Source organism: Streptomyces chiangmaiensis, assembly GCF_036281785.1.
GTDB classification, from domain to species: Bacteria; Actinomycetota; Actinomycetes; order Streptomycetales; family Streptomycetaceae; genus Streptomyces; species Streptomyces chiangmaiensis.
Genome location: NZ_JAYWVC010000028.1, coordinates 43,173 through 63,772, shown reverse-complemented (window position 1 = coordinate 63,772; position 20,600 = coordinate 43,173). Strand labels below are relative to the sequence as shown.

The 20,600-nt window shown below is 70.7% G+C and carries 24 protein-coding genes; 16 read left to right on the top strand and 8 right to left on the bottom strand.

All coding sequences use genetic code 11. The features are described from left to right. The 7 genes from VXC91_RS12260 to VXC91_RS12230 form a co-directional block, all read left to right on the top strand. Window positions 1-813: SchA/CurD-like domain-containing protein (locus tag VXC91_RS12260; RefSeq protein ID WP_329507166.1), on the top strand; the 813-nt coding region annotated here is incomplete at its 5' end. Between the two features lie 64 nt (window positions 814-877). Continuing rightward, entirely contained in the window at window positions 878-1,345 is a 468-nt protein-coding gene (locus VXC91_RS12255) for a cupin domain-containing protein (protein ID WP_329507165.1), read from the top strand. Beyond that, a complete protein-coding gene (locus tag VXC91_RS12250; protein WP_329507164.1) occupies window positions 1,342-2,610 on the top strand; it encodes a beta-ketoacyl-[acyl-carrier-protein] synthase family protein in 1,269 nt (422 codons plus the stop codon). The genes VXC91_RS12255 and VXC91_RS12250 overlap by 4 nt, the downstream gene beginning before the upstream one ends. Further along, window positions 2,607-3,851: a ketosynthase chain-length factor gene (locus VXC91_RS12245; RefSeq protein WP_329507163.1), complete on the top strand. Its 1,245-nt coding sequence runs from the start codon at window positions 2,607-2,609 to the stop codon at window positions 3,849-3,851. Before VXC91_RS12250 ends, VXC91_RS12245 begins: the two co-directional genes overlap by 4 nt. A 97-nt stretch (window positions 3,852-3,948) precedes the next feature. Further along, window positions 3,949-4,203 carry an acyl carrier protein gene (locus VXC91_RS12240; RefSeq protein WP_329507162.1) on the top strand — a complete coding sequence of 85 codons (255 nt, stop codon included), beginning with the start codon at window positions 3,949-3,951 and terminating at the stop codon, window positions 4,201-4,203. A gap of 1 nt (window position 4,204) precedes the next feature. Continuing rightward, window positions 4,205-4,684, top strand: coding sequence for an SRPBCC family protein (locus VXC91_RS12235; protein ID WP_329507161.1), 480 nt, complete (start codon window positions 4,205-4,207; stop codon window positions 4,682-4,684). A gap of 20 nt (window positions 4,685-4,704) precedes the next feature. Next, a complete protein-coding gene (locus VXC91_RS12230) occupies window positions 4,705-5,037 on the top strand; it encodes a TcmI family type II polyketide cyclase (RefSeq protein WP_329507160.1) in 333 nt (110 codons plus the stop codon). 96 nt (window positions 5,038-5,133) lie between these two features. Here the strand turns inward: VXC91_RS12230 and VXC91_RS12225 are convergent, their stop codons facing one another. From VXC91_RS12225 to VXC91_RS12215, 3 genes are all read right to left on the bottom strand, one after another. After that, the gene (locus tag VXC91_RS12225) at window positions 5,134-6,186 is read right to left on the bottom strand and encodes a methyltransferase (protein WP_329507159.1); all 1,053 of its coding nucleotides are present in this window, start codon (window positions 6,184-6,186) and stop codon (window positions 5,134-5,136) included. Between the two features lie 43 nt (window positions 6,187-6,229). Further along, on the bottom strand, window positions 6,230-7,291 hold the full coding sequence (locus VXC91_RS12220) for a right-handed parallel beta-helix repeat-containing protein (protein WP_329507158.1): 1,062 nt from the start codon (window positions 7,289-7,291) through the stop codon (window positions 6,230-6,232). 216 nt (window positions 7,292-7,507) lie between these two features. Then, entirely contained in the window at window positions 7,508-8,398 is an 891-nt protein-coding gene (locus VXC91_RS12215) for an aminoglycoside phosphotransferase family protein (protein ID WP_408057371.1), read from the bottom strand. 10 nt (window positions 8,399-8,408) lie between these two features. On the opposite strand from VXC91_RS12215, the gene VXC91_RS12210 reads away from it, so the two are divergent. The 3 genes from VXC91_RS12210 to VXC91_RS12200 all read left to right on the top strand — a co-directional run bounded on the left by VXC91_RS12210 (window position 8,409) and on the right by VXC91_RS12200 (window position 11,074). Continuing rightward, window positions 8,409-9,074, top strand: coding sequence for a rhomboid-like protein (locus tag VXC91_RS12210; RefSeq protein ID WP_329507156.1), 666 nt, complete (start codon window positions 8,409-8,411; stop codon window positions 9,072-9,074). A gap of 10 nt (window positions 9,075-9,084) precedes the next feature. Continuing rightward, window positions 9,085-10,491 carry an NAD(P)/FAD-dependent oxidoreductase gene (locus tag VXC91_RS12205; protein ID WP_329507155.1) on the top strand — a complete coding sequence of 469 codons (1,407 nt, stop codon included), beginning with the start codon at window positions 9,085-9,087 and terminating at the stop codon, window positions 10,489-10,491. Window positions 10,492-10,597: 106 nt separating this feature from the next. Continuing rightward, on the top strand, window positions 10,598-11,074 hold the full coding sequence (locus VXC91_RS12200; RefSeq protein WP_408057372.1) for a GNAT family N-acetyltransferase: 477 nt from the start codon (window positions 10,598-10,600) through the stop codon (window positions 11,072-11,074). Window positions 11,075-11,169: 95 nt separating this feature from the next. Here the strand turns inward: VXC91_RS12200 and VXC91_RS12195 are convergent, their stop codons facing one another. Then, window positions 11,170-11,844, bottom strand: coding sequence for a pentapeptide repeat-containing protein (locus VXC91_RS12195; RefSeq protein WP_329507154.1), 675 nt, complete (start codon window positions 11,842-11,844; stop codon window positions 11,170-11,172). Window positions 11,845-12,012: 168 nt separating this feature from the next. Between VXC91_RS12195 and VXC91_RS12190 the strand changes: the two genes are divergently transcribed. From VXC91_RS12190 to VXC91_RS12175, 4 genes are all read left to right on the top strand, one after another. Then, entirely contained in the window at window positions 12,013-13,173 is a 1,161-nt protein-coding gene (locus tag VXC91_RS12190) for an NAD(P)-binding protein (protein WP_329507153.1), read from the top strand. A gap of 45 nt (window positions 13,174-13,218) precedes the next feature. Further along, window positions 13,219-14,193, top strand: a complete 975-nt coding sequence (locus VXC91_RS12185; RefSeq protein ID WP_329507152.1) for a zinc-binding dehydrogenase — start codon at window positions 13,219-13,221, stop codon at window positions 14,191-14,193. A gap of 112 nt (window positions 14,194-14,305) precedes the next feature. Continuing rightward, the gene (locus tag VXC91_RS12180) at window positions 14,306-14,629 is read left to right on the top strand and encodes an ArsR/SmtB family transcription factor (protein WP_329507151.1); all 324 of its coding nucleotides are present in this window, start codon (window positions 14,306-14,308) and stop codon (window positions 14,627-14,629) included. Further along, the gene (locus tag VXC91_RS12175; RefSeq protein ID WP_329507150.1) at window positions 14,626-15,108 is read left to right on the top strand and encodes an SRPBCC family protein; all 483 of its coding nucleotides are present in this window, start codon (window positions 14,626-14,628) and stop codon (window positions 15,106-15,108) included. The genes VXC91_RS12180 and VXC91_RS12175 overlap by 4 nt, the downstream gene beginning before the upstream one ends. A 126-nt stretch (window positions 15,109-15,234) precedes the next feature. Here VXC91_RS12175 and VXC91_RS12170 read toward each other — a convergent pair whose 3' ends face one another. After that, window positions 15,235-15,735 (bottom strand): hypothetical protein, encoded by a 501-nt coding sequence (locus tag VXC91_RS12170; RefSeq protein WP_329507149.1) that lies wholly within the window; start codon window positions 15,733-15,735, stop codon window positions 15,235-15,237. A 65-nt stretch (window positions 15,736-15,800) separates the two neighbouring features. Here VXC91_RS12170 and VXC91_RS12165 point away from each other — a divergent pair, with 65 nt between their 5' ends. Beyond that, entirely contained in the window at window positions 15,801-17,201 is a 1,401-nt protein-coding gene (locus VXC91_RS12165; RefSeq protein ID WP_329507148.1) for a M1 family metallopeptidase, read from the top strand. On the opposite strand, the gene VXC91_RS12160 is transcribed toward VXC91_RS12165, so the two are convergent. Together VXC91_RS12160 and VXC91_RS12155 are read right to left on the bottom strand one after the other, a co-directional pair. After that, a complete protein-coding gene (locus VXC91_RS12160) occupies window positions 17,171-17,737 on the bottom strand; it encodes a GNAT family N-acetyltransferase (protein WP_329507147.1) in 567 nt (188 codons plus the stop codon). The two genes, VXC91_RS12165 and VXC91_RS12160, sit on opposite strands and share 31 nt — an antisense overlap. A gap of 127 nt (window positions 17,738-17,864) precedes the next feature. Then, window positions 17,865-18,440: a TerD family protein gene (locus VXC91_RS12155; RefSeq protein ID WP_329507146.1), complete on the bottom strand. Its 576-nt coding sequence runs from the start codon at window positions 18,438-18,440 to the stop codon at window positions 17,865-17,867. A gap of 205 nt (window positions 18,441-18,645) precedes the next feature. Here VXC91_RS12155 and arfB point away from each other — a divergent pair, with 205 nt between their 5' ends. Then, a complete protein-coding gene (gene arfB, locus VXC91_RS12150) occupies window positions 18,646-19,074 on the top strand; it encodes an alternative ribosome rescue aminoacyl-tRNA hydrolase ArfB (protein WP_329507145.1) in 429 nt (142 codons plus the stop codon). Window positions 19,075-19,645: 571 nt separating this feature from the next. Here the strand turns inward: arfB and VXC91_RS12145 are convergent. Beyond that, a complete protein-coding gene (locus VXC91_RS12145; RefSeq protein WP_329507144.1) occupies window positions 19,646-20,296 on the bottom strand; it encodes a flavin reductase family protein in 651 nt (216 codons plus the stop codon). Window positions 20,297-20,600 lie beyond the last annotated feature (304 nt).

Below are 20,600 nucleotides of genomic sequence, written 5' to 3'. Positions count from 1 at the left end.
TGTGTCCGGGACACCCGTTCGCTGCGCTTCCACATCGTTCGCGAGACCGCGAACCAGGCGTCTGCCGGCGCCGACACACGCCGGCTCCAGGCGGCACCCCGGATCGGCGACGGCAAGATCCGCCATGCGCTCACCTTCACCGTCAGGCGGGGCAGTGAGCCGGAGGTCGCGAAGATCCTCGCGGACTACGCCGCGCCCAAGGCGAAAGTCGACGACACCACACGGCTGTGCCGCACCTCGCTGTTCATGCACGGCAACCGGGTCGTGCGGGCCATCGAGGTGGAGGGCGACCTGCTCGCGGCGCTGCGTCATGTGGCCCGGCAGCCCGAGGTGCGAGCCGTCGAGGAGGCGATCAACCCGTACCTGGAAGAGGAGCGCGACCTCAACGATGCCGAGGCCGCCAGGGTCTTCTTCACCCGGGCGGCGGTCCCCGCCGTGCACCATGTGACGGGAGGTCAGGGCCGTCCCGATGCGGAGCGTCACGCCCTGTACTACCCGGCCAGACAGGGCCGCGGGTTGGAGCTGGCCCGGCTGCTGGCCCAGCAGGACGAGGCGGCGGCGGACGACCCGCGCAGCCCGATCGGCGGCAGCACGATCTTCATGCGCGACGAAATCGTGGTGCGGCTGATCGACGTGAGCGGCGGCCTCGACGCCGAACCCGCCCTGTCCCTCGGCCTGCCGGACGCCGGACGGGTGTCCGAGCTGACGACCCTTGCCGACGGTGCCGGCGCACGGAGCGGCGACCTCGCGCACTTCCTCACGCTCGCCCGTATGGAACTCATCACCGATCGCCGGTCGTCGCCCGGCGCCTGACGGCACCCGCCGGGCACGGCGGTCACACCCAGGTCGGCGCAGTACACCAACGGAGGAAACCGACGTGATCAAAACCCGTCCCAAGATCGTGGATCTCAGCGAGATCGACCCCAACCGCAGACGCGGCGGCGATCTGCGCGCCATGCTCACCCCGGCCACGGTCGGCTCCACCAGCGGTTTCATGGGCGTGGCCATCTTGCAGCCCGGCGACCGCATCGGCGAGCACTACCACCCGTACTCCGAGGAGTTCGTCTACGTCATCTGCGGGCAGCTGGAGGTGGACCTGGACGGCGAGCCTCACCCGCTGCGGCCCGAGCAGGGACTCTTGATCCCCGCCTTCATGCGGCACCGCTTCCGCAACCCCGGCGACGAAGAGGCCCGCATCGTCTTCCATCTCGGTCCCCTGGCCCCGCGCCCGCAGCTCGGCCACGTGGACACGGAGGAGACCGACTCCGCCGCGGTGGCGGCGGGGGCGGAAGGGGCCGAAGCGGCCGGTGCCCGGCAGGCCGACCGAGGTCAGGTCCGGTCATGATCCGGCGCGTGGCGGTCACCGGCATAGGCATCGTGGCACCGGGCGGCATCGGCGTACCGGCGTTCTGGGATCTGCTCGCCAACGGCCGTACCGCGACGCGGGGCATCACCTTCTTCGATCCGACCGGCCTCCGTTCGCGGATCGCCGCCGAGTGCGACTTCGACCCGGCAGCCCACGGACTGGACGCTGAGCAGATCGAACGTGCCGACCGGTACATCCAGTTCGCCCTCGTCGCCGGCGAGGAAGCCGTACGGGACGCCGGCCTCGACTTCGCCCGGGAGAACCCCTGGCGGGTCGGGGTCTCCCTGGGGACCGCGGTCGGCGGCACCACCCGGCTGGAGCACGACTACGTCCTGGTCAGCCATCGCGGGCAGCGCTGGGACGTGGACCACCGTGAGGCGGAGCCCCAGCTGCACCGGGCGTTCTCTCCGAGCACGCTCGCCTCGGCGGTGGCCGAACGTTTCGGCGCCCACGGACCCGTGCAGACCGTCTCCACGGGCTGCACCTCCGGGCTCGACGCGGTCGGATACGCCTTTCACACCGTCGAGGAGGGCCGGGCCGACGTCTGCATCGCCGGTGCATCGGACTCGCCGATCTCACCGATCACCATGGCCTGCTTCGACGCGATCAAGGCGACGTCCCCGAACAACGACGACCCCGCACACGCCTCCCGTCCCTTCGACATCAACCGTGACGGGTTCGTCATGGGCGAGGGCGGCGCGGTGCTGGTCCTGGAGGAGCTGGAACACGCGCGGGCCCGCGGAGCGCGTGTGTACTGCGAGATCAGCGGCTACGCCACCTTCGGCAACGCCTACCACATGACCGGTCTGACCAGCGAGGGCCTCGAGATGGCCCGGGCGATCGAGGACGCCCTCGACCACTCGCGTCTCGACGGCTCGGCGATCGACTACGTCAACGCGCACGGCTCGGGCACACGGCAGAACGACCGGCACGAGACCGCCGCGGTGAAACGGGCGCTGGGCCACCACGCCTACGACACACCCATGAGCTCCATCAAGTCCATGGTGGGCCACTCCCTCGGGGCGATCGGCGCGATCGAGGTCGTGGCCTGCGTACTGGCCCTGAACCACCAGGCCGTACCACCGACCGCGAACTACGAGACGCCGGACCCCGAGTGCGATCTGGACTACGTGCCTCGGGTCGCTCGCGAGCGAAAGCTGAACAGCGTGCTCTCCGTGGGCAGCGGGTTCGGCGGCTTCCAGTCCGCGGTCGTCCTGACCCGGCCGAGGGAGAGGACAGGATGAGCGCACTCCACCCCAGGCGCGCCGCCGTCACCGGAATTGGCGTCGTCGCGCCCAACGGAACGAACACCGACACCTTCTGGAAGTCCACTCGGGAGGGCATGAGCGTCCTGGACCGGATCACCCGCGAAGGCTGCGAGCACTTGCCGCTGCGGGTGGCCGGTCAGGTCCGTGCCTTCGAGCCGTCGGCGGCGATCGAGGAGCGCTTCCTCGTCCAGACCGACCGGTTCACGCACTACGCGATGGCCGCGGCCGATCTGGCGCTGGAGGAGGCCCGGATCGGCCGGGACATCGTCACCGACGCGCCGTTCTCCCTGGGGGTGGTCACCGCTGCCGGGTCCGGCGGCGGTGAGTTCGGCCAGCGGGAGCTGCAGCAGCTGTGGGGCCGCGGAAGCCGTTTCGTCGGTCCGTACCAGTCCATCGCCTGGTTCTACGCGGCCAGCACCGGCCAGATCTCCATCCGCCGGGGGCTCAAGGGCCCCTGTTCGGTCCTCGCCGCGGACGAGGCCGGTGGTCTGGACGCCCTCGCGCACGCCGCGCGGGCCGTGGAACGAGGCACCGATGTGATGGTCGCCGGGTCGACCGAGGCGCCACTGGCCCCCTACTCGATGGTCTGCCAGCTCGGTTACGAGGAACTCAGCACCTCCGACGACCCGGCGCGGGCCTACCGCCCGTTCACCACCGGGGCCTGCGGGTTCGTGCCTGCGGAGGGCGGCGCCATGTTCGTCGTGGAGGACGCGGCCTCGGCACGTGAGCGGGGCGCGCACGTGTGGGCCACCGTCGCGGGACATGCGTCCACCTTCACCGGCGCCTCCTGCTGGGAGCTCTCCCGGGAGGGACTCGTCCAGGCGATCCGCGGTGCCCTGGACGAGGCCGGCTGTGCCCCCGAGGAGATCGACGTCGTCTTCGCCGACGCCCTCGGTGTGCCGGAGGCGGACCGTGCCGAGGCGCTGGCCATCGCCGATGTCCTCGGCGCACACGGCAGACGTGTGCCGGTCACGGCGCCCAAGACGGGCATAGGCCGTGGCTACTGCGCGGCGCCCGTACTGGACGCCGCGGCGGCGGTGCTCGCGATGGAGCACAGCGTGATCCCGCCCACGCCCAACGTCTTCGACATCCGCTATGACCTCGACCTGGTGACCAGCCGCGCCCGCGCCGCCGAGCTGCGCACGGCGCTGATCCTCAGCCGGGGACTCATGGGGTCGAACTCGGCGCTCGTGCTGCGGCACGGCGCCGCCGAGTGAGTCGGTTCGGGCACCGGCCGCGGTGCCCCGTAGGCGAACGACCGGAAGAAACGACGCCTCCGAGCGAGGCCGCCCTGGAACAAAGGAGAGGAACCGCATGAGCCGAATCACCCTGGAAGAACTGGCCGAACTGATGAAGAAGGCGGCCGGAGTCACCGTCGCCCCGCAGGAACTCCAGCAGCGCTACGACTCCGGCTTCGACAGTCTCGGCATCGACTCCCTCGGCCTCCTCGGCATCGTGGGCGAACTGGAGAACCGGCACGGCACCCAGATGCCCCCGGACGCGGAGCGTTGCAAGACCCCCCGACAGTTCCTCGATCTCGTCAACAGCACTCTTATGGCAGGAGCCTGACATGGCCGGACACACGGAGAACGCCATCACCATCGCCGCACCGGTGGACCTGGTGTGGGACATGACCAACGACCTGGAGAACTGGCCGCAGCTGTTCAGCGAGTACGCGTCCTGCGAGGTGCTCTCCCGTGAGGGGAACCGGACGACCTTCCGGCTGACCATGCATCCCGACGAGCAGGGCACGGTATGGAGCTGGGTCTCGGAGCGGGAGACGGACCGTGACACGCTCAGCGTCAACGCCCGCCGCGTCGAGCCCGGGCCCTTCGCGTACATGAACATCAGGTGGGAGTACGAGGAGGTACCCGAGGGCACCCGGATGATGTGGACCCAGGACTTCGAGATGAAGCCGGAGGCGCCGGTCGACGACGCCTGGATGACCGACAACATCAACCGCAACTCCAAGGTCCAGATGGCCCTGATCCGGGACAGGATCGAGCAGGCCGCCCGCAGGCACCGGCCCGCGCCGGCCCTGGCCGACTGAGCCGGACGGAGGACAGGCCCATGCACCAAGCCCTGATCGTCGCCCGCATGGCCCCGGGGTCGGCCCCGGACATCGCCAAGGTGTTCGAGGAATCCGACCGGGGAGAACTACCACACCTCGTCGGGGTCACCCGGCGCAGCCTCTTCCAGTTCGGCGATGTGTACATGCACCTCGTCGAGTCCGATCGGGAGCCCGGTCCGGCCATCGCCAAGGTGGCCGAGCACCCCGCCTTCCGGGACATCAGTGAGCGGCTGTCGGCGTACGTGAGTGCGTACGACCCCGCGACCTGGCGCTCACCGAAGGACGCGATGGCGCAGCGCTTCTATCTCTGGGAGCGGAACGCCGCGGTGTGAACCGTCCAGACGGCCTCGGTCGCCGGGCCCGCGTCAGCCGCGGACCCGGCGACCGGTGGTGTGCGCGGCGCGGCCTCTTCGCACCGGCCGCACGGGTCACGCGGGGACGGTGCAGTCGAAAGCGTGCAGGTAGGCGTTGACCGGACGGATCGAGTCGACGACCAGTCCCGCGCCGGTCAGCCGGTCGACCATGCTCTTGGTGGTGTGCTTCGCCCCGCCGACGTTCAGGAGCAGCAGCAGGTCCATCGCGGTGCTGAACCGCATCGAGGGGGTGTCGTCGACGAGGTTCTCGATGACCACGACCCTCGCCTTGGGCCCGCCCGCCTCGATGACGTTGCGCAGCGTCCGGGCGGTGCTCTCGTCGTCCCACTCCAGGATGTTCTTGATGATGTACACATCGGCCCGGACCGGGATGGCAGCGCGGCAGTCCCCGGGCACGATGCTGACCCGGTCCGCGAGGGAACCTCCCGGACGCAGTCGCGGATCGGCCTTCTCCACCACGAGCGGCAGGTCGAGAAGGGTCCCGCACATCGACGGGTACTTCTCCAGCAGGCTGGCCACCACGTGTCCCTGGCCGCCGCCGATGTCGGCGACCGACGAACTCCCCGACAGATCGAGGAGTTCCGCGACGTCCCGCGCGGACTGGGTGCTGGAGGTGGTCATGGCCCGGTTGAAGACGTCGGCCGACTCCGGGGCGTCCTCGTTCAGATAGACGAAGAACTCCTTGCCGTACAGGTCCTGGACGACGTTCCGGCCGGAGCGCACCGCCTCGTCCAGCCGCGGCCACGCCTCCCAGGTCCACGGCTCGGTGCACCACAGTGAGATGTTGCGCAGGCTGTTCGGGTCGTCCTCGCGCAGCAGCCGGGACATGTCGGTGTGTGTGAAGGTCCCGTCCTCCTGCTCGGCGAAGACGCCGTAGCAGGACAGGGCCCGCAGCAGCCGACGCAGCGTCCGGGCCTCGGTTCCCACGGTGGCCGCGAGGTCCTCCACGCGCGTCGGTCCGTCTCCCAGCGCGTCGGCGACGCGCAGCCGGGCGGCGGCGCGCAGGGCGGCGGCGCACGCCGCCCCGAAGACGAGTTCCCTCAGCCGCATGGACGGGGGTGGGGCGGGGGTTTCGGTCGTCGCGGCTGCCTGGATTGCGGTCGTCATGTGCTGCCTTTCCTCTCTGGTCCGCGGTCGGTGGCCGGCCGGGTCAGCACAGTCCCGCGGGCTTGGAGGTCCCGCAGGAGTTGCCCTGGAAGGTGTTGCCCTTACCGGTGTCCGCTTTGACGATGTCCGCAGGGGCGTTGCGCTGCAGGATATTGCCGCTGACCTGGTTCTTTTCGTTCGGGACGCCCAACCAGCTCTTGAAGAGCACGATGCCGCCCGAGAAGGGGGACGTGCCCACGTTGTCGCTGATCGTGTTGCGCGTCATCAGGATGTTCTCGGTGCCGCCCGTCAGGACGATCCCGGCGCCCTGCACGATGGGCACCCGGGCGGTCTTCGGACAGAGCTTGTTGTTCTTGTGGATGTAGTTGTCGCTCAGGGTCAGGGCCCCGGCTCGCGGGACGTTCTCGTCACCGATGACGAACACCGCCGCGCAGTTCGCGGTCATGTCGTTGGTCGCGACGGCGAGGTTCCTGAGGCGCTTGATGGTGACACCGATCCGGTTGCCCTGCAGACGATTTCGTCCGATCAACGTCCCGTGGGTGTCCGTGGCGCCTGCCTCGGTCGTGAACGTGTTGGCGAGGTACAGTCCCGCGTTCCCGTTGTCCCGGACGGTGTTGTCCAGGAACGTGCCGCGTGTGGACCGTTCCTGCGCGATGCCCCACTGCCCGTTCTTCAAGGCGGTCACCTGTTGGACGGTCAGCCGGTTGGTCCACGACGACCACAGTCCGTTCTTGGCGAAGCCGGACAGGGTCAGGGCGGCGATGGTGGTGTCCTCGACGGGATGGCCGTCCTTGCCCTCCACGCAGATCCCGCTGCCCGCCTTTGCGCAGGCGTTCGAGGACGACGTGGCCGGTGCGATGACGGTGCTCGGGCCCATGCCGCGCAGGGTCAGCCCGGACTTGGTCACCCGGACGCTCTCACGATAGGTGCCGGCGGAAAGGAGGACGGTGTCACCCGCGCTGGCGGCGTCCACCGCCTTCTGGATCGAGTCCCCAGGCCGCACGGTGTGGGTCATCGGGCCCGCGGCGGTCGCGGCCGCGCAGCTGAGCGTCGACGCGAGGAGCGTCGTGGTCCATGCGAGGTAGGTGATATGGCGTTTCGTCATATTCTGAACGCTATGACCGGATGCGCCTCCGCAAGCCCGGATCGGCCATTCGGCGGCGTGTCTGGTGGGGCGGTACGCCGGACCCCGCCTCCGGTGCCCGTTGCCGATGTCCACGTGTCCCCCGGGAACTGCCGCGACCGTGAAGCGGATGCGCCTGCCCCTCGGTGGCGCACCGCCCGCGCCGGGGGTGGCAGCCATCGCAGGTCTCCGCCGCGGTCACTCGCGCAGCCTGCGTCCGATCTCCAGGTCGTCCGGTGACAAGGGGCGGCCGCCCTCGACCTCCCAGAGGGCGTTCTGCAGGACGCGGCCCAGGGTCCAGGCGCGTGCGCGCTCCCGGTCCAGGCCCAGGACCTCGGTCATGGCGTCGAAGCGCCAGCGCGTCTCGTCCGGCACGAAGCGGTTGCGCAGAGCCGGGAAGAGCTCGAAGCCCGGGTCGCCCGCCAGCGGTTTCGGGTCGATCGCGAGCCAGGGTTCCCGGTCGGCGGCCAGGACGTTGTCGTAGTGCAGGTCCCAGTGCAGAAGACGGTCGCCGGGCTCGGCGGCCACCTCGCGCACGGCTGCCACGCAGTCCGCCATCAGGCGGCGGTCGGCCGGGTCGGGGATCCGCGGCAGGACTCGCGGTGCCGTCTCGAGCATGGCCCGCGCCCTGTCACCTAGTCGACGCAAACCCTCCGGTGCCGGTGCGGACGTCAGCCGGGCCAGCAGCCGGGCGATGACGAGAACGGCGGCGCGGGAGTCGGGAACGCGGGTCAGCGCGCGGGCCGCGTCGAGGCGCTCCAGCAGGAGGCTGCCCGTGGCGGTGTCGTGCTCCAGCAACCGTACGGCCCCCTCGCCGTCCCAGACGCGCAGGGCGACCGCTTCGCCCGCGCTCTCCTCGTCCAGGAACTGGAGCTTGAGCACGGCCGGCGTACCGTCGGTCCGTACCACCGGCAGGACCAGGGCGCACATGCCGTACATCGAGGGTCCGTTGATCCGCAGTCGCCACCGTCCGAGGAACTCCGCCGTCCGCCGCGGCAGGTCCGCGACGAACGCCCGCCCCGCGTCTCCGTTGAATCTCTCCTGTGAGGCGGCCAGCTCGCCAGGCACGTCGATCACGTCCCCGACCATACTTGCGTATGTGAGCGGGGCCATACGGGCAAGGCATCGGCTCGGGGCGGCGGCGGCATACCTCCGCAGCGCCCCGGGCGCCTATATGTGGCTGCTCGTCCTGTTCGTCACCACCGTCGCCCTGCACCACATACCGCCGCAGTTCGAGGACGACTTCCTGCGGCAGCGGTCCACCAACATCAACGAGCTGTCGGCCAACCCCGTGCGGGTGTTCCTCACCAGCGCCATGTGGATAGACGGCGGCCGCTGGCTGCCGTATGCCGTGCTCTACACGGTCTTCCACGCACCGGCGGAGCGCTGGCTGGGCACCGTGCGCTGGCTGGCCGTGTGCATCGCCGCGCATGTGCTGGCCACGCTGGCCGGCGAGGGCGCTCTGCTGCAGGCGATACGGGACGGGACCGCCCCGAGGTCGGCGGCCGACACCCTGGACATCGGCGTGAGTTACGCGCTGGCCGGGGTTGTGGCCGTGCTCGTGTACCGGATCGCGGCGCCCTGGCGGTACGCGTATCTGGCGGTCGTCCTGTGCGTGTACCTGGTCCCCCTCGCGGCCTCGCCCACCTTCACAGATTTCGGGCATGTCGTGGCGCTGCTGGTCGGATTCGCGTGCTATCCGCTGACCCTGGGCCGGGGAAAACCATGGAATCCGAAGGAGACACCGGCCGCCCTCGGAAGCTAACGTCCGGCCCATGAGCAGCGCAGTCAGCGGAGCCGTCAACGGCGGTGTCTCGTTCTGGTACGCCGACGACGGCCTCCCCGCCCAGCGTGAACCCCTGTCCGGGAACGGGTCCGCCGATGTCGTGATCGTCGGCGGCGGCTACACCGGACTGTGGACCGCGTACTACCTGAAGAAGGCGGCGCCCTTCCTGCGCATCACCGTGCTGGAGCAGAAGTTCTGCGGCTACGGCGCCTCCGGCCGCAACGGCGGCTGGCTCTACAACGGTGTGGCGGGCCGCGACCGGTACGCGAAGCTGCACGGCCACGAGGCCGCCGTCCGTCTGCAGAAGGCGATGAACGGCGCCGTCGCCGAGGTGGTACAGGTCACCCAGGAGGAGGGCATCGACGCGGACGTGCATGTCGGCGGCGTCCTGGAGGTGGCGTACACGCCCGCGCAGCTGGCCCGGCTGAAGGCGTTCCACGAGCACGAGCTGTCGTTCGGCGAGAAGGACCGCGAACTGTACGGCGCCCGGGAGACCGCCGGGCGGATCCGGGTCGCGGACGCGGTCGGCTCCACCTGGACCCCGCACGGGGCGCGGCTGCACCCGGTCAGGCTGGTCAAGGGGCTCGCGGCGGCCGTCGAGGCGCTCGGGGTGACGATCCACGAGCGGACGCCGGTGACGGAGATCCGTCCGAAGCACGCGGTTACGCCCTACGGCACGGTCCGGGCACCCTACGTCCTGCGCTGCACCGAGGGTTTCACGGCATCGCTGAAGGGCCAGAGGCGCACCTGGCTGCCCATGAACTCCTCCATGATCGCGACCGAGCCGCTGACCGACGAACAGTGGGCCCGGATCGGCTGGGAGGGGCGCGAGACGCTGGGCGACATGGCGCACGCCTACATGTACGCGCAGCGCACCGCAGACGGACGGATCGCGCTCGGCGGCCGCGGTGTCCCCTACCGCTTCGGCTCCCGCACGGACAACGACGGCCGTACGCAGCCCGCCACCATCGAGGCGCTGTACGACATCCTGGTGCGTTTCTTCCCGTCGCTGACCGGGGTGAAGGTGGCCCATGCGTGGTCGGGCGTGCTGGGGGTGCCCCGTGACTGGTGCGCCACGGTCACCCTGGACCGGTCTACGGGCCTCGGCTGGGCAGGCGGATACGTCGGTTCGGGCGTGGCCACCACGAACCTCGCCGCCCGCACGCTCCGCGACCTGGTCCAGCAGGACTCGGGTCAGGCCGGCGCGACCGACCTGACCGCACTGCCGTGGGTGAACCACCGGGTGCGCAAGTGGGAGCCGGAGCCGCTGCGCTGGCTCGGTGTGCACGGCATGTACGCCACGTACCGCACGGCGGACCGCCGCGAACTGACCACGCACACCGCCGAGTCCTCGCGTCTCGCACAAGTGGCCGACCGGATCGCGGGACGCCACTGACGCCCGCAACGGCCGGCGTGATCGACCTGCGGCGACCGCTCTGACCAGCGGCGCGGAAGAGGGCACGAACTGTCGGGCCCCGCGCCGTCTGTGTGACACTGCGATGGTGATCCGTACCGCGATACCCGCCGACGTGCCCGTCATCCACACCTTGATCCGGGAGCTGGCCGAGTACGAGAAGGAACCCGACGAGGCCCGGGCGACACAGGAGCAGCTCCGCGAGGCGCTGTTCGGCGAGCGCCCGGCGGCGTTCGCGCATGTCGCCCAGGAGGACGGCGGCGAGGTCGTCGGCTTCGCGCTGTGGTTCCTGAACTTCTCCACCTGGCGCGGTGTGCATGGCATCTACCTGGAGGACCTCTACGTCCGTCCCGAGGCCCGCGGCGCCGGTCACGGCAAGGCGCTGCTGACGGAACTGGCCCGGATCTGCGTCGATCGGGGCTATGAGCGCCTGGAGTGGTCGGTACTGAACTGGAACCGGCCGGCGATCGACTTCTACGAGGCCCTGGGCGCCCGCCCGCAGGACGAGTGGACGGTCTACCGGCTGACCGACGGAGCCCTGACGAAGCTGGGGCGGCGGGCGTAGCCGCAGCAGGGGCAGGGCGCGCCCCCCGGCTCGGGCGTCTTTCACCCCAGGTGTCACTCTGCCGCGGTGGTCCGCACCTCAGGGCGCTTCGCACCTCATTCGTCCGCGGCCACCCGCACACCCATTTCGGCCGCCAGCACGGCGGCCAGGTCCAGGAGCTGGGTGTGGCTGATCACCGCGCCGGACAGGCGGTCGACCCCGCGGGCGATGTCCAGCTGCGCAGCACGGCGCAGATCCACGTCTACCAGCGTCGCCGCCGTGAGGTCGGCTCCCTTCAGGACGCAGTCCACGAACTCGACCCGCTCCAGCCGTGCACCCCCGAAGTCGGGCTCGACCAGGACGCAGCCCTGGAAGACGACGTCCTTGAGCCGCGCCTTGCGCAGGTTCAGGTAGTCGATCTTGCCGCCGCGCACCAGCACCCGCTCCAGCACCGCGCCGTGCAGCTGCACACCGCCCAGCCGGGCGTCCACCAGCTCCACGTCCCGCAGGCTCGCCTCGGCCAGGTCGGTACCCACGCCCCGTATGCCCGTCAGGACGGAGTCCAGCACGCGTGCGTGGTGCAGCCGTGTCTCGTCCAGGGCACAGCCCGTCAGCGCACAGTCCATGAAGCGGGCGCCCCCGCCGTCCTGCCCGGCGAAGTCCGCGTCCCGGAACTCCAGCCCGTCGTAGTCACCGTCCGGCTCCAACTCGCCGGCCGTGGTGGCCGTCAGCTCCGGCAGCCGCACCTCGGGCCGCCGCGCCGCCTTCACCACCCGATTGCTCCGCTTCATGCCCCCAATGGTGCATCCCGCCAGTGACAATCCCGCTGACCTGCACCTTCTCCAGGGATGTCACATTCAGGGAGCCTTCCGGAGTCGTAGGGGGGACGCGACTCGCGACGTGGCTTCGTGCGGCGTGCTCTCGAGCCGCGGCCTGCACCAGGAGGGAGAACCCCACCCATGCACCGCATCACCGTCGTCGGCGGTGGATTCGCCGGGCTCACCGCCGCGATCACCGCCGCCGAGGCCGGAGCCAAGGTCACCGTGCACGAGGCCCACCACACCCTCGGCGGACGCGCGCGGACCGCCGAGGGACCCTACTTGACCAACGAGGGCCCCCACGCCCTCTACAGCGGCGGCCCGCACTGGACCTGGCTCGGGCAGCGCGACCTGATCGGCCCGCTCGCGCCCCTCCCGCCACTGGAGGCGGCCCGTCTGCGCCTGCACCACAAGGGGGCCCTGCGCCGCACCCCGCCCTTCGGGATGCTCAAGCTGCTGCGCCGGACCTCCGCACAGGCGCCCGTGGACGTCGACTTCCTGACCTGGGCGAGTGACGAGGCGGGCGAGCAGGCCGCCCGTGCCGCCGCCCACTACTCCGCGATCGCCGTCTTCCATCACGACCCCGGTTCGCTGTCCGCCGCCTTCGTACAGGAACGTCTGCGCCGGGCCACCAGGCTCCCGTCCGAGGCGCACCACCCGAAGGGCGGCTGGGCGAGCGTCATCGACCGGATGGCCGCCCGCGCCTGGAACCTCGGCGTACGCATGGAGACCCTGTCCCGCGTCGACACGCTGCCCACCGACACGCCCGTGATCGTCGCCACCTCCCTCGATGCCGCCCGCCGGCTCCTCCGGGACGACTCCCTGGTCTGGGACGGGGGCCGGACGGTCCTGATCGACCTGGCCGTGCGCACCCGCCGGGGCGACGCCTGGGCCGTCGCCGACCTCGACGCCCCCGGCTGGATCGAGCGCTTCACCGCAAGGGACCGTTCGCTGGCGCCCGCAGGGGAGCAGCTGATCCAGGGTCAGTTCCCGATCGCGCCCGACGAGACCCGGGCCGACGGTGCCGCACGCGCCGAACGTCTGCTCGACCTCGCCTTCGACGGCTGGCGCGAGCGGGTCGTGTGGCGCAGGGAGGCGGTGGCCCGGGGGCGTACGGGCGCCGTGGACCTGCCGGGCACCAGCTGGCGGGACCGGCCCGCCGTCGACCGCGGCGACGGCGTCTACCTCGTGGGCGACCAGGTCGCGGCACCCGGTGTGCTCTCGGAGGTCTCCTTCAACAGCGCCCTCGCCGCCGTGTCCCTGGCCGTCGGCCGACGTGTCCTTGACCTCAAGCGTGCTTGAGGCCGAAGGGTGGGTGTTGCGACAGCGACGACGAGGAGCCCGCCCATGCACGCCATCCGTCTGCACGCCTTCGGCCCGCCCGAGAACCTCACCTATGAGCGGGTCGAGGAGCCCGAAGCCGGTCCGGGTCAGGTCCGTATCCGGGTGGCCGCGGCCGGTGTGCATCTGCTCGACACGGCGCTCAGACAGGGCGCGACGGGTCCCGCGCCGGGCCCGACGCCGCTGCCCACTGTCCCGGGCCGCGAGGTCGCAGGCGCCGTCGAGTCCCTCGGTGCGGGGGTCGACGGCCGCTGGCTGGGCAAACGGGTCGTCGCCCACCTCGGTTTCGTGCCGGGCGGCTACGCCGAACTCGCCGTCACGAACGTCGACCGCCTGCACGAGACACCCGGGAACCTCGACCACGCGCAGGCGGTCGCCATGATCGGCACGGGCCGTACGGCGATGGGGATCGTGCAGTTCGCCGACCTCGGACCCGGCTCCGTGGTCCTGGTCCCGGCGGCCGCGGGCGGCATCGGCACCCTCCTCGTGCAGTACGCCCGGCACGCGGGCGCCACCGTGATCGGGCTCGCCGGTGGGGCGGAGAAGGTGGCGCGGGTGCGCGAGAACGGCGCCCACCTCGCGGTCGACTACACGGACCCGACGTGGCCCGCGCGCCTCGACGGTCACCGGGGCGCGGTCACGGTCGTCTTCGACGGCGTGGGCGGCGCGGTGGCACGCACGGCGGTGGACCTGCTCGCGCCGGGCGGAAGGCACATCGTCTTCGGGTGGTCCGCCGAGGGCATCGAGGGCGGCTCGCCGCATCTCGTCGAGGGCGTCTCCGAGCAGGTGCTCGGTCCCGTGATGCTGCAGAAGGCGAGCGGCCCGGACCCGCTGCGCACCCTGGAGCTGCGTGCCCTCGCCGAGGCCGCGGCCGGGCGCCTCGTACCGGAGGTCCAGCGGTTCCCGCTCGCGGAGGCGGCCGCGGCCCATCGGGCCCTGGAGGCGCGGGCCACGGTCGGGAAGGTGGTGCTGGAGCCATGAACGCGAGGCGCGCTCCGGCGGGCCGAGCCATCGATCGCCGGTCTGCGGAGCAGCGGCCTTCCCGGGCGGTGGCCTTGACTCGCCCGCCTCTGTAAGTCCACACTTACGGTTCGTGGGTACTTACCAAGCTGGCGATGAACTGGGCGCTCTGGGGGATCCCACCAGGCGCGCGATCGTCGAGTGCCTGGCTGACAGGCCGCGCGCGGTCGGCGAACTCGCCGATGAGCTCCCGGTCAGCAGGCCGGCGGTGTCCCAGCATCTGAAGGTGCTGAAGAACGCCGGACTCGTGAGCGAGCGAGCGGACGGCACGCGTCGGATCTACCGGCTCAACCCGGCCGGTGTGGCCGCGCTGCGCGATCAACTGGAGACGTTCTGGAACCGGGCGTTGGCCGGCTACCAGGGCGTCGCCGAAGAACCGGAAGAGGAAAGTTCATGACCCAGGAAGTCACCACTGTGGTCCGCAGGCAGATCGTCGTCGACGCGCCGCTCGAGCGGGCGTTCACCGTGTTCACGGAGCGGTTCGGCGACTTCAAGCCGCCGGAGCACAACCTGCTCGCGGCGGAGATCGCCGAGACCGTGTTCGAGCCGAAGGTCGGCGGTCATATCTACGACCGCGGTGTGGACGGCAGCGAGTGCCGCTGGGCGCGCGTCCTCGCCTACGAACCGCCGGGCCGGGTCGTGTTCAGCTGGGACATCGACCCCCAGTGGCAGGTCGAGACGGAGCCGGAGAACACGAGCGAGGTCGAGGTCCGGTTCGTCGCCGAGACCCCGGTGCGCACCAGGGTGGAGCTGGAGCACCGCAACATCGACCGGCACGGCCCCGGCTGGCAGGCCGTCGCCGGCGGTGTCGCCGACGACGCCGGCTGGCCGCTGTACCTGGCTCGCTACGCCGCCCTGCTCAAGTCCGGCAGCTGAAGGCCGTCCGTCACGACGAGCACGGGAGGTGAGGCGGCCGGTCGGCATCGACCCGCCCGGACCGTGGGAGGCGGGAGGCGGTGGCCGCGCCGATGGAGCGCGGCCACCGCACCTTCCGTGCCGTGTCTAGGGAACCCTGGGGAAACGGGCCTGAAGCGTCCAGATCGCCGGGTTCTCGCCGAGGTCCTCGTGCAGGTCCGTGAGATCGGCGATCAGGTCGTGCAGAAAGTCACGGGACTCGCGGCGCAGATCGGCATGGGAGAAGGACAGCGGCGACTCGGACGGCGGCAGCCATTCCGCCTCGATGTCCACCCAGCCGAAGCGTCGCTCGAAGAGCATGCGGTCGGTGGACTCGGTGAAGTCCAGCTCCGCGTGGAGCGGCCGGGAGGCGCGACTGCCGAGGGGGTCACGGTCGAGCCGCTCGACGATGTCGCACAGCGCCCACGCGAAGTCGAGCACCGGCACCCATCCCCAGGCTGTGGACAGCTCACGGTCCGTCTCGGTGTCGGCGAGATAGACGTCGCCGCAGAACAGGTCGTGTCGCAGCGCGTGAACGTCCGCGCGGCGGTAGTCGGTCTGCGGAGGGTCGGGAAAGCGGTTGGAGAGGGCGTAGCCGATGTCGAGCACGGGGGCGATGGTGTCACGCCGCGGCCGGCCCCTCCTCCGCGGCCCGGCCCCATAGGATCGTGGTTGTGTCGCGATCCGTGCGCATTGTCCCGGCCGTGCTCCTGGCGCTCGTCCTCGGCGCGTGCGGTGGCGGTGTCCACGGCACCCCCGGCGGATCCGGCCTGCGTGACCCGTACTTCCCGAGGATGGGCAACGGTGGGTACGACGTCACCCATTACGACCTGACCCTCGCCTACGACCCGGCCGGCGGCCACCTCACCGGCACGGCGGTCATCACGGCACGCGCGACCAAGGACCTCTCCGCGTTCGACCTGGACCTGAAGGGCCTGGAGGTGGCTGCCGTCAGGGTCGACGGGCGTACCGCCCGCTGGAACCGTGGCGGTCAGGAGCTGACCGTGCGTCCCCCAGGTGAGCTCGACGAGGGCGAGACGTTCACCACGACGGTGCGCTACGCGGGCACGCCCGGGACGATCACCAATCCGGACGGCTCGAAGGAGGGCTGGCTGCGGACCGCCGACGGAGCGCTGGCGCTCGGCGAACCGACGGGCTCGATGACCTGGTTCCCCGGCGACCACCATCCGTCCGACAAGGCGACGTACGACATCGAGATCACGGTCCCTCAGGGACTCCAGGCGGTGTCCAACGGCGAGTTGAGGAACCGGACGACGAAGGACGGCCGCACCACCTACGCCTGGCGTGCCGTGCAGCCGATGGCGAGCTACCTCGCCATGGTCGCGATCGGCCGCTACGACATCACCCGCTCCACGTTGAGGAACGGCCTGCCCGTGTATGCCGCCGTGGAGCCGGCCGAGGCACAGGCGAGCCGGACGGTTCTGGCGAAGCTCCCGCAGATCATGGAGTGGGCGGAGGGCACATTCGGTCCCTACCCCTTTTCCTCCACCGGCGCGGTCGTCGGCCGGCAGCACGACGCCGGCTACGCACTCGAGACGCAGACCCGCCCCGTCTTCCCCGGAGCCCCCGACGTCGAGACGCTCGTCCACGAACTCGCCCACCAGTGGTACGGCGACTCCGTCACGCCGAAGACCTGGCGGGACATGTGGCTCAACGAGGGCTTCGCCACGTACGCGGAGTGGTTGTGGCGGGAGGACCACGGCCAAGACACGGCCCAGCAGGTCTTCGACGCGCTCTACCGGGGCGACTACTACGACGACCCGGCAGACGGCGAGGCGATCTGGGCGTTCCCGCCCGCGAAGCCGTCCAGCGCCGCGGAGGTCTCCGACAGCCCCGTCTACGAACGCGGCGCCATGGTCCTGCACAAGATCCGGCAGACCGTCGGCGACGCCGCCTTCTACGACATCATCCGGGGCTGGGCGGCCACCCACCGTCACGGGAACGCGGACACCGCCGACTTCACGGAGTACGTCGAGAAGAAGGCGCCGGACAACGACTTCCGCCCGATCTGGCGGGACTGGCTCTACGGGGCGGGGAAGCCGGAGCACGCGTAGCCGCGCGGCCCCGGGTTCCGCCGGCGCAGCGCCTTGCGCAGCACGGCACAGGGACGGCCCCGTCCGCGATCCGGGCGGTGGTCGATCGTCTCGTAGCCGAGGGCCGTCCAGAAGGCCAGGGCCCTGGGATTGTTCTCCAGTACCGCCAGACGCACGGCGGCGCGGCCCGCGGAACGGAACCGGGCCTCGACGAGGGACACGAGCCGACGGCCATGCCCCTGCCGCTGCAGCCCCGCGTCCACCATCAGCAGGCCGATCCAGGGGTCCGGGTCGGCCGGGTCGGGATGGTGCGCGAGGGTGATCGCGATTCCCGCCAGTCGCCCGGCGCTGCGCGCGAGCAGGACCTCGACGTCCGGGTTCGCCAACTCGTCGGCCAGCTCGGTAGCCACCTGTTCCGGGCGGATGTCGTCCGGGTCGGGGAAGTCGCCGCTGAGCGCGTGGAAGTCGCGATTGGAGGCGTAGAGCGCGGTGAGTTCGGCGAGCAGCGGGCCCGGGATGTCGTGGTCGGGAGTGAGGGGGAGGGACTCGAGGATCACGGGGGTCAACGTATCGCGGCGGGACCCGTGCGGTTCGCGGTGTGCGGGCCCCTGGTCAAGGGCACACGGGAGCCCCCGGCCGCGGCACCGCGGCCGGGGGCTTCACGCCGTAGCGTCCCAGGCAGGGTCAGACGTTGACGCCGAAGTCCTGGGCGATGCCGACCAGACCCGAGGCGTAGCCCTGGCCGACCGCGCGGAACTTCCACTCCGCGCCGTTGCGGTACAGCTCGCCGAAGACCATGGCCGTCTCGGTGGCCGCGTCCTCCGACAGGTCGTAGCGGGCGATCTCCTGACCGCCGGCCTGGTTGACGATGCGGATGTACGCGTTGCGCACCTGGCCGAAGTTCTGCGAGCGGGACTCCGCGTCGTAGATGGAGACCGGGAAGACGATCTTGTCGATGTCGGCCGGGAGGGCCGCCAGGTTCACGTTGATCGCCTCGTCGTCGCCCGCGCCCTCACCCGTGCGGTTGTCGCCGGTGTGGACGATCGAGCTGTCCGGGGTCTGCTTGTTGTTGAAGAAGACGAAGTGCTGGTCGGAGTAGACCTTGCCCTGGGCGTTGACCGCGATCGCGGAGGCGTCGAGGTCGAAGTCCGTGCCGGTGGTGGTGCGGACGTCCCAGCCGAGGCCCACGGTGACGGCGGTCAGGCCCGGAGCCTCCTTGGTGAGCGAGACGTTGCCGCCCTTTGACAGGCTTACAGCCATTGTTGGGAGTCCCTTCCCTCGTTCGCATACGCGTTGCAGTACCTGTGGGCTTCGTACGGCACGAAGCTACAGCTACCCGTCTCAACGCCAAGGGGGGTCCCGATGGTTCCGGATCTCTTTACTTTCTTTACCCGGAATCTTCGGAGGGAGCGGCGACGGTGATATTCGCGTGACGTGGACCGGACAGTCGCGCGACCATGGAGGCATGTCCGGGCCTTACGTCATCCGCGGCTCCGTCTCGCTTCCCGAGGCCGAGCTGCTGTGGCGTTTTTCGAGGTCATCGGGGCCGGGTGGACAGCACGTCAACACCAGCGACACTCAGGTGGAGTTGCGTTTCGACCTCGCGCGGACCGAGGCGCTGCCCCCCGTGTGGAAGGAGCGGGCCCTCGAGCGGCTGGCGGGGCGGCTCGTCGACGGAGTGGTCACCGTGCGCGCGTCCGAGCACCGTTCGCAGTGGCGCAACCGGGAGGTCGCCGCGGTGCGCCTCGCCTCCCTGCTCGCCGAGGCGACGGCGCCGCCGCCGAAGCCCCGGAAACCGACCCGTATCCCGCGTGGCATCAACGAACGCCGACTGCGGGAGAAGAAGCAGCGTTCGGAGACCAAGCGAGGGCGGTCCGGGCGGGACTGGCGTTAGTTCCGGGCGCGAAGGCTCGCGGGCAACTCGGGGGTGTCAAGAACGACCGGAGTGTCGTCACGGCGCCCTCGATGTTCGACTGCGCTGCGACCGGGAAGATCGTCATTTCCACGGCGAGGCCCTCGGCGCAGGGACAGGCGGGGTGAAAGCCCTTCCTGAACCAGGGCAAGGCCACGGCCACCTGGCGGAACCACCAGGTGAGGCTTCCCGTCGTCCGTCTTCGCGGCACCTCGAGTCGCGCCGAGGAATTGTGGTCGGCACTTTCGGCGATCGGCCCTCCCCCCGACATGACACCGCCGAAGGACATGACAGCGGCGTATTCCTTCCGCAGGCGCGGGGTGACGTGTTTTCCGATTCGGTTCTTCATGCGTCGTTCCCGAATGCCGAGGGAAAGCTCGGTCGATCCGGGAAAAGCCGCAAGGCGGGTTCTGAAGCGATGCCGGAGTTCGGCACCAGGGGACCGACGCGATATCCGCGTGACGCACACAGCCGACGATGCGCACGATGTGGCAACGCCGTGCCGGGAGGTCCGGGGACCGTCACGGAGCAGAGCCGCGGGCCGGCGACCGCCTCAGCGCAGGTGCCGGTAGCGCCCCCGGAAGTACAGCAGCGGTCCGCCCTCCGCACTCGGCACCTGTGCGCTCAGCACCCGTCCGATGACCAGCGTGTGGTCGCCCGCCCTCACGTGCTGTTCCGTACGGCACTCCAGGTTCGCCAGGGCGCCGCCGACCAGTAGTGCGCCGGAGGCCTCCCCGCGCACGTACGGGATGTCCTCGAACAGGAGCCGGTCGCTGATGCGGCCCTTCATCGCGAAGCGGCCCGCGATGTGCCGTTGGCTCTCCGCGAGCACGGAGACGGCCCACAGAGGCTGCTCGGCGAGCAGGTCGTCCATGCGGGAGCCCTCGCGCAGGCTGACCATGACCAGCGGCGGGTCCAGGGACACCGACATGAAGGCCGTCGCCGTCATGCCCACGTCCTCGCCCCGAGTGATGTCGCGGCGCGCCGGGGCTCCCTCCGGGCCTCCTGCCCCGGGGAAGGTCCCGTCGGGGCGGTGGTGGGTGACGGGCGTGCCCTCGGGGTCCAGCGGGGGCTCGTGCGAGGTCACCAGGACCACGCCCGCGGCCAGCCGGGACAGGGCTGCGCGGAACTCGTCGTTGCTCACCCCTTCAGGATGCCCGGACGCGGGCGGGACAGCGGGCGGGGCAGGGGGAGTCTTCAACACGCCGGGAACGCTAGTCGGCACCCCTGGATGCGTACATCGGCCCCGGGCACGAAGCGCGACCTAGGACCATCGGCGGACGCCGGGGGCGGGGCCGGGGCGCCCGGGTGGCATCGGGCACACCTCCGGACGGGCGGCGCAGGGGACCGGTCCCTACGCTCAACGTGCCCTCATTGTCTTAGAGTTGACGCGTATGATCACAGCCTCTGCACAGGTCTGGAATTGCGCCCGTTAAAGGCACAGGAAAAACGCGGAACCCCCACTCAATTGTTCATGTTTCGCTGTGACTTGAGTCACAGGGGCCGTA